Genomic DNA, 5,797 nt, shown 5'->3' with positions numbered 1-5,797 from the left:
CTTTTTCATTCCAGCTAAACCTGTCTAATTCATCGTAGGCTAACTTTATTATTGGTGCTTTTTCTGCTATTTTCCTTAAGTCTTCTTCCGTAGTTTCATCTGCATATTTGAAGAAAAATAACCAACGATCCACTATGCTTTCTAGCTGTTCTTCCTTATTCTTAGGAAATTTAGGTAGTTCAATAAATACAAATTGAAAATCTTTTAAGTCATGCTCATTGGTTTTCTCATCTCTTATAGTGTGGCTGGATATATAATCAAGCTTATCAGGAAATAAATTACAATTAGAGATAGCAATAAAGAAAACCTTCTTTAAATCAATGTACTTACCAGATTTATCAGCTTGCCTTGAGTAAGCCTTAGCAGCATATAATTGAGCTCGTTTTTCGAAGCCTTTATCGCGAGTGAGCTGCATTTCAATCACATACCTAGCCCCACTAGAGTCCCTGCAAAGAACATCAACTATACTTTGCTTATCAGAGGCAATTTCAGGATCCATTATAGTACTGAGGAATTCCACTTCTTGTATAGTATTTATCTCGGTAAACCCTAAAATATCATTCAAAAAATGTATGAGAATATTCTTATTTTTTTCAGTGCCAAAGATTCTTTTAAAGGTTAAATCCAGCTTAGGGTCGAGAAACTTAGATAAAGCCATAGCCAAAGTGCTTAAAAATATTAATAATTATACACTATTATTAACAATTATTCAACCATATTTTTGAAGATAGCTATGCCGCCGCGAACCGTCATACCGCCGCGGTATCTCTAGATCCCGCTAACAAGCAGCGGGATGACGAATTACTTAACCGTCATACCACCGCGAACCGTCATACCGCGATTCATTCGCGGTATCTCGGCATAGATTCCGCTAACTAGTAGCGGAATGACGATTGTGCATCGTGCTTTGCTAAAAAAAATCACAGAATACAGTCTGGTTACATTACTCTAGCTATACGCAACAACTTTACTTTCAACAACTTTATTAGCAATAATACGACTTCCATAATCAATATTTATTATATCAGATAGTGAATTAATATCAGTATAACTACCAAAACTTTCCATTGTTGATTCCACTACCTCTACTATTTTTAAAAAGCCGATTCGTGACTTCAAAAATTCATTAACAGCTATTTCATTTGCAGCATTGAGCACAATACTGTTTGTTTGTGGAGCAGAAGAGTTTAACACTGCCATGCTAAGCTTTAGCGCAGGAAAACGCTTATGGTCTGGTTCTTGAAAGGTCAATTTTCCTTGCTTTGTTAAATCTAATTTACGATTTAAAGCTGATCTTTCCGGCCAAGATAGAGCATATGAAATAGGAATTGCCATGTCAGTTTCTGCAAGCACAGCAAAGTTGAACCCATCCTTATAAGTTACAATTCCATGTACTATTGACTCAGGATGCACTATTGCTTCAATTTTATCCGGGCTGATGTTAAACAAGTTATGTGCTTCTATTATCTCTAGTGCCTTATTCATCATTGTTGCGCTATCAACCGAGATTTTCTTTCCCATATTCCAAGTGGGGTGACTAAGCGCCTGATCTACCATGATATTTCTTAATTGCTCAAGGCTATAATTTAAGAATGGTCCACCAGAAGCAGTAAGTATGATCTTTTCTACGCATTTGTCGTCATTTTGCAAAATTTGAAAAATTGCATTGTGCTCAGAGTCAATAGGGATTATTTGTACATTTTTTTCTTTAGCTTTTTTGAGTAATAACTTTCCACCGCAAACAATGCTTTCTTTGTTTGCCAATGCAATGACTTTGGTACCGCTTTCTATAACTTCCATAACTGGCCCAAGGCCTGCAATGCCAACTATTGCAACAACTGAGAGATCAACAGGTATGGTAGCAATATTTGTAGCACCAATTGCTATTTTTACATCTGTACCAAGTAAACTTTCTTTCAAATCTTTGTAAAACCTTTCATCGGAGATAGCAACATATTTTGCATTTAGCAGTTTTGCTTGGTGTACCAGTAGAGCAAAGTTCGAATGGGCACTTAGTGCTTCCACTTGGTATTCTTCTTTTCTCTTTGAGAGCAAATCTACAGTCCTTTTTCCAACACTTCCTGTTGACCCTAAAACTGAAACCTTTTTCACTAAGACAAACTCATGTTAATTATAACAACAGCAACTTTTCTTATTAGGCCTTCTCGCATACTATTCAGCAGTTTTTAAGCGTTTAACCAAGTTCATGCCCGTGGTCATCACCAACAGATGGTGAAGGACCAGGTGAAAAAGATTGACCATGGTGATCACCTGCATCATGCATGTCTTGCAAACCACCAGCATTATGAGCCATTTCATTATTGGCATGAGGGTAATCATCTGAGTGAGGTCCCTCATCACCATGAGCCATATCCATTCCTTCTGATGGCATATCTTCCCCACCTCCACCTGAAAAATATTCTGCAAGGCCTTCAAGAAATTTTATGCCAAACATATTACCTGATTTTCCAAACAGCGTTACTAGACTACTACCACTCACCAAACCTTCAAACACGTTACTATAAGCAGCAATTGCTCCTTCATGAAAGTTGAACAACCATTTCATTCCATCCACGACTGTTGAAACAGAGTCACTATGACCAAGACCAAAACCACTTTTCTCACCAGCAGCCTCTTGGTGTTGCTGCTGCGCTTGCCATTCTGCAATATTTGGACCTTGAGCTTCACTCATAAATTTTTACTCTCAACCTTAAGCTATTATTTTATCACAAATATTGCAAAATATCAATAGAGCTTTTGAATATAGCTAATACAAACAATTTCTGTCATCCTATATATAGCTAAACTGACTTACGACAATTTGAAAAACGACAAATTCGTCATTCCGCTACTAGTTAGCGGAATCTATGCCGAGATACCGCGAATGAATCGCGGTATGACGTGTTAGCTATAGGATCCAGTTTGAAAAAAATCTGAATTCCAATGTCCACTACCTTTTACAAAGTTAAAACTTAAAAATATGACTGTTAGCAATAGTGTATATATCTTTAGCTATATATAATGAATGAATTTTTTTATATATTCGTTATTAGTATTTTGTATTTCCTGAACAGTTCCATGGGAAATGATCTCCCCTTCATATAATACTGCTATTTTATCAGCTATTTTAAATGCGCTATGAATATCATGTGTAATCGTGATAATTGTAGGGTTAAGATCTCTAGACAATTTTATTATTATCTCGTTTACTATATCTGACATAATTGGGTCCAATCCTGAAGTTGGTTCATCCAAAATAATGATTTCTGGATTGTGTGCAATCGCCCTTGCAAGTGCCACTCTTTTTTTCATTCCACCTGATAGCTCTATTGGAAACATATCTGCTATGCTTCCCTCCAGTCCAACATCACTTAACTTCTCGATTGCTAGCTGTTTTGCCTCTTTTTTGCTGATATTAAAGCGCTTTTTATAATTAAAAGATATATTTTCCCACACTGTAACGTAGTCAAATAAAGCGGAATTTTGAAATAAAACCCCAAATTTATTTTTGCTTTTACTATTTATTTTAACAGACCCTGAGTCTGGAGCAAGCAAGCCGATAATTGTTTTTGTTAATACAGATTTGCCGCTTCCTGAGCCACCAAGTATGACTAATGATTCCCCTTTTAATATATCAAAATTTAGATCTTTTAGTACTGTCCTATCATCAAAAGATAAGCTTAAGTTCAATATTGATATTATGGGGTTACGCATGTATCAAAGTAATCATGTAGTTTGCTAAAATGATCAGTATGGACGATAAAACAACAGTTGATGTTGTAGCAACACCTACTCCTCGTGCACCTTCTTTGCAATGGTAACCGTAATAGCAGCTTGAGACAGAAATTATGGCGCCAAATACAGTTGCTTTTATTAGCCCAGTTATAAAATCATACGTATTAAAGAACTGAGCTGTGTGTTTAATGTATATATTTAAATTGTGGTTAAATTCGAAGACTGCAGTGATACATCCTCCAAATATTCCTATTAAATCTGCACATACTGTAAGTATGGGAAATACTATGATTGACGCTAAAATCCTTGGTGCAATTAAATATTTAAAAGGGTTGATGTTCAAGGTTGTAAGTGCATCTATTTGCTCGGTGATGCGCATTGTACCAATTTCTGCTGCAACTGATGATCCAACCTTTCCTACCATTATTAAGCTGATCAAAACTGGTCCTAACTCTTTAATGATAGTGATCGTAACAAGTTTGGGTATTATCTGTTCTTGGTTAATTAATGGGTCACTCAAGCTACTTTGTAAAACTATTGCCGCTCCTATAAAAACTCCAGTGAGCCCAACAATTGGCAGAGAGAAAAAGCCTATCTCTATAATTTGTCTTGCTATGTTGCTAAAATAATATGGTGGCACAAGGCAGTGGTATAGAGATTGAATAAAAAATATGAATGCACTACCAAGCCTTAACAAAAAATTGATAAAGTACCTACCAATTATTCTAACACTATTTATATCAAAAAAGCTCACTTTGTATTCATTTTAGCTAGAGGTTAGTCTTACTGATTTTATTAAAATTTTTATTAACTTTATCGCAAAGTATAGCTGAGATATGTTTTAAGTTCAACATACTTGATATTTTAATTTAAAGCTCATATAGCTAACCCAAGAAAGGGTTCCCTACGTCATACCGCCGCGGTATCTCAGCATAGATCCCGCTAACAAGCAGCGGGATGACGAAATTTTGCGATTATTAATCAGTAAATTTTACCTGTGTTAGTTATAGTCCTTACACTATCCTACATACTCGGTTCAATACCGTTTAGCTTAATTATTACAAGAATAAAAGGGATAAACTTAAGAGAAGTAGGTTCAGGAAACATTGGTGCTACAAACGTTGCAAGGACGGGAAATAAATTTCTTGCTGCTTTGGCATTATTTCTGGATTCCTTCAAGGGATTTATTGCCGTTTATATAGCACAACAATTTTGTGATAATAACGATTTTTATATATATGTATCTGCAATTTTAGCAGTTTTAGGACACATGTTTCCTATTTGGCTAAAATTCAGTGGAGGAAAGGGCGTTGCAACCACTCTAGGGATACTGATAGCATTTAACATTGATATTACTTTAGTATTCGTAATAATTTGGATAATAGTCTTTCTTGCCTTTAGATACTCTTCCCTTGCTTCACTCAGTGCTACTTCAACGGCTGTAGCATGGTCCTTTTTTTTTCAGAGGAATTTGTTCTTAACATTACTAATTATAGGAGCACTGGTCTTCCTAAAACACCACAGAAATATTGTGAATCTTCTGCAAGGTAAGGAAAATAAATTTTTATAAGTGTGCTGACTCTGTTGCTATATTACTAACAGATACTTCACGCGAGAAACGACTTGAGACTACTTCTTCTACTTCTTTTATCATTTCTTCCATGTTTTTTCCACTTTTCTTACATGCATCATCAAGTGCTAATTTTAGTTTACGTATATCATTCTCTTCTAGCATCTTATTCATTTCTTTTTTCGTTATCTCTAATTTTTTTAGTAAGATGTTCTCCATTATCTCTCTCTCATCACCTTCATACTGGCCACTTAGTCTGCTATATGCAATGCAACACTTCTTTTCTCGCGGCAAGGTTGACAGACCCCGCAATGTAACATCCACTTGAACTTCTATAGAGTTAACTTCCCTAGCCTTTTCAGCAGCTTCTGACCTAAATTTCTCAACTTCTCCTATTATTATTTTGTTAGCTATTCTTTTAGCTCCATCCAAAGATGAATCCTTGAGAGAAAAATCTGTCTCGAGTAGATCTCGATTTAATAGCTCTAAGAA

General features: G+C 35.6%; 6 protein-coding genes and 1 pseudogene. 1 reads left to right on the top strand and 6 read right to left on the bottom strand.

All coding sequences use genetic code 11. The features are described 5' to 3' along the window. The 5 genes from OZD63_RS03860 to OZD63_RS03840 form a co-directional block, all read right to left on the bottom strand. Window positions 1-658: Rpn family recombination-promoting nuclease/putative transposase (locus tag OZD63_RS03860; RefSeq protein WP_275008168.1), on the bottom strand; the 658-nt coding region annotated here is incomplete at its 3' end. 290 nt (window positions 659-948) lie between these two features. Further along, window positions 949-2,112: a 1-deoxy-D-xylulose-5-phosphate reductoisomerase gene (gene dxr, locus OZD63_RS03855; RefSeq protein WP_274980085.1), complete on the bottom strand. Its 1,164-nt coding sequence runs from the start codon at window positions 2,110-2,112 to the stop codon at window positions 949-951. A gap of 82 nt (window positions 2,113-2,194) precedes the next feature. Continuing rightward, window positions 2,195-2,692, bottom strand: a complete 498-nt coding sequence (locus tag OZD63_RS03850; protein ID WP_274980086.1) for a hypothetical protein — start codon at window positions 2,690-2,692, stop codon at window positions 2,195-2,197. A gap of 320 nt (window positions 2,693-3,012) precedes the next feature. Next, entirely contained in the window at window positions 3,013-3,714 is a 702-nt protein-coding gene (locus OZD63_RS03845) for an ABC transporter ATP-binding protein (RefSeq protein WP_274980087.1), read from the bottom strand. Beyond that, window positions 3,707-4,489, bottom strand: coding sequence for an MlaE family ABC transporter permease (locus tag OZD63_RS03840; protein WP_015589313.1), 783 nt, complete (start codon window positions 4,487-4,489; stop codon window positions 3,707-3,709). The genes OZD63_RS03845 and OZD63_RS03840 overlap by 8 nt, the downstream gene beginning before the upstream one ends. Window positions 4,490-4,732: 243 nt before the next feature. Between OZD63_RS03840 and plsY the strand changes: the two genes are divergently transcribed. Further along, complete coding sequence (gene plsY / locus OZD63_RS03835) at window positions 4,733-5,305, top strand: glycerol-3-phosphate 1-O-acyltransferase PlsY (RefSeq protein ID WP_007548744.1); 573 nt, start codon at window positions 4,733-4,735, stop codon at window positions 5,303-5,305. On the opposite strand, the pseudogene OZD63_RS03830 reads toward plsY, so the two are convergent. Next, a pseudogene (locus OZD63_RS03830) lies at window positions 5,300-5,797 on the bottom strand (hypothetical protein); the annotation flags it as partial. The gene plsY and the pseudogene OZD63_RS03830 overlap by 6 nt on opposite strands.

Source organism: Wolbachia endosymbiont of Drosophila leontia (genome assembly GCF_028981785.1).
GTDB classification, from domain to species: Bacteria; Pseudomonadota; Alphaproteobacteria; order Rickettsiales; family Anaplasmataceae; genus Wolbachia; species Wolbachia pipientis.
This window is presented reverse-complemented; position numbering and strand designations above follow the sequence as displayed.

Coding starts and splice junctions, on each gene's coding strand:
- OZD63_RS03850 (WP_274980086.1), bottom strand. CDS start 2,692: ATGAGTGAAGCTCAAGGTCCAAATATTGCAGAATGGCAAGCGCAGCAG.
- OZD63_RS03845 (WP_274980087.1), bottom strand. CDS start 3,714: ATGCGTAACCCCATAATATCAATATTGAACTTAAGCTTATCTTTTGAT.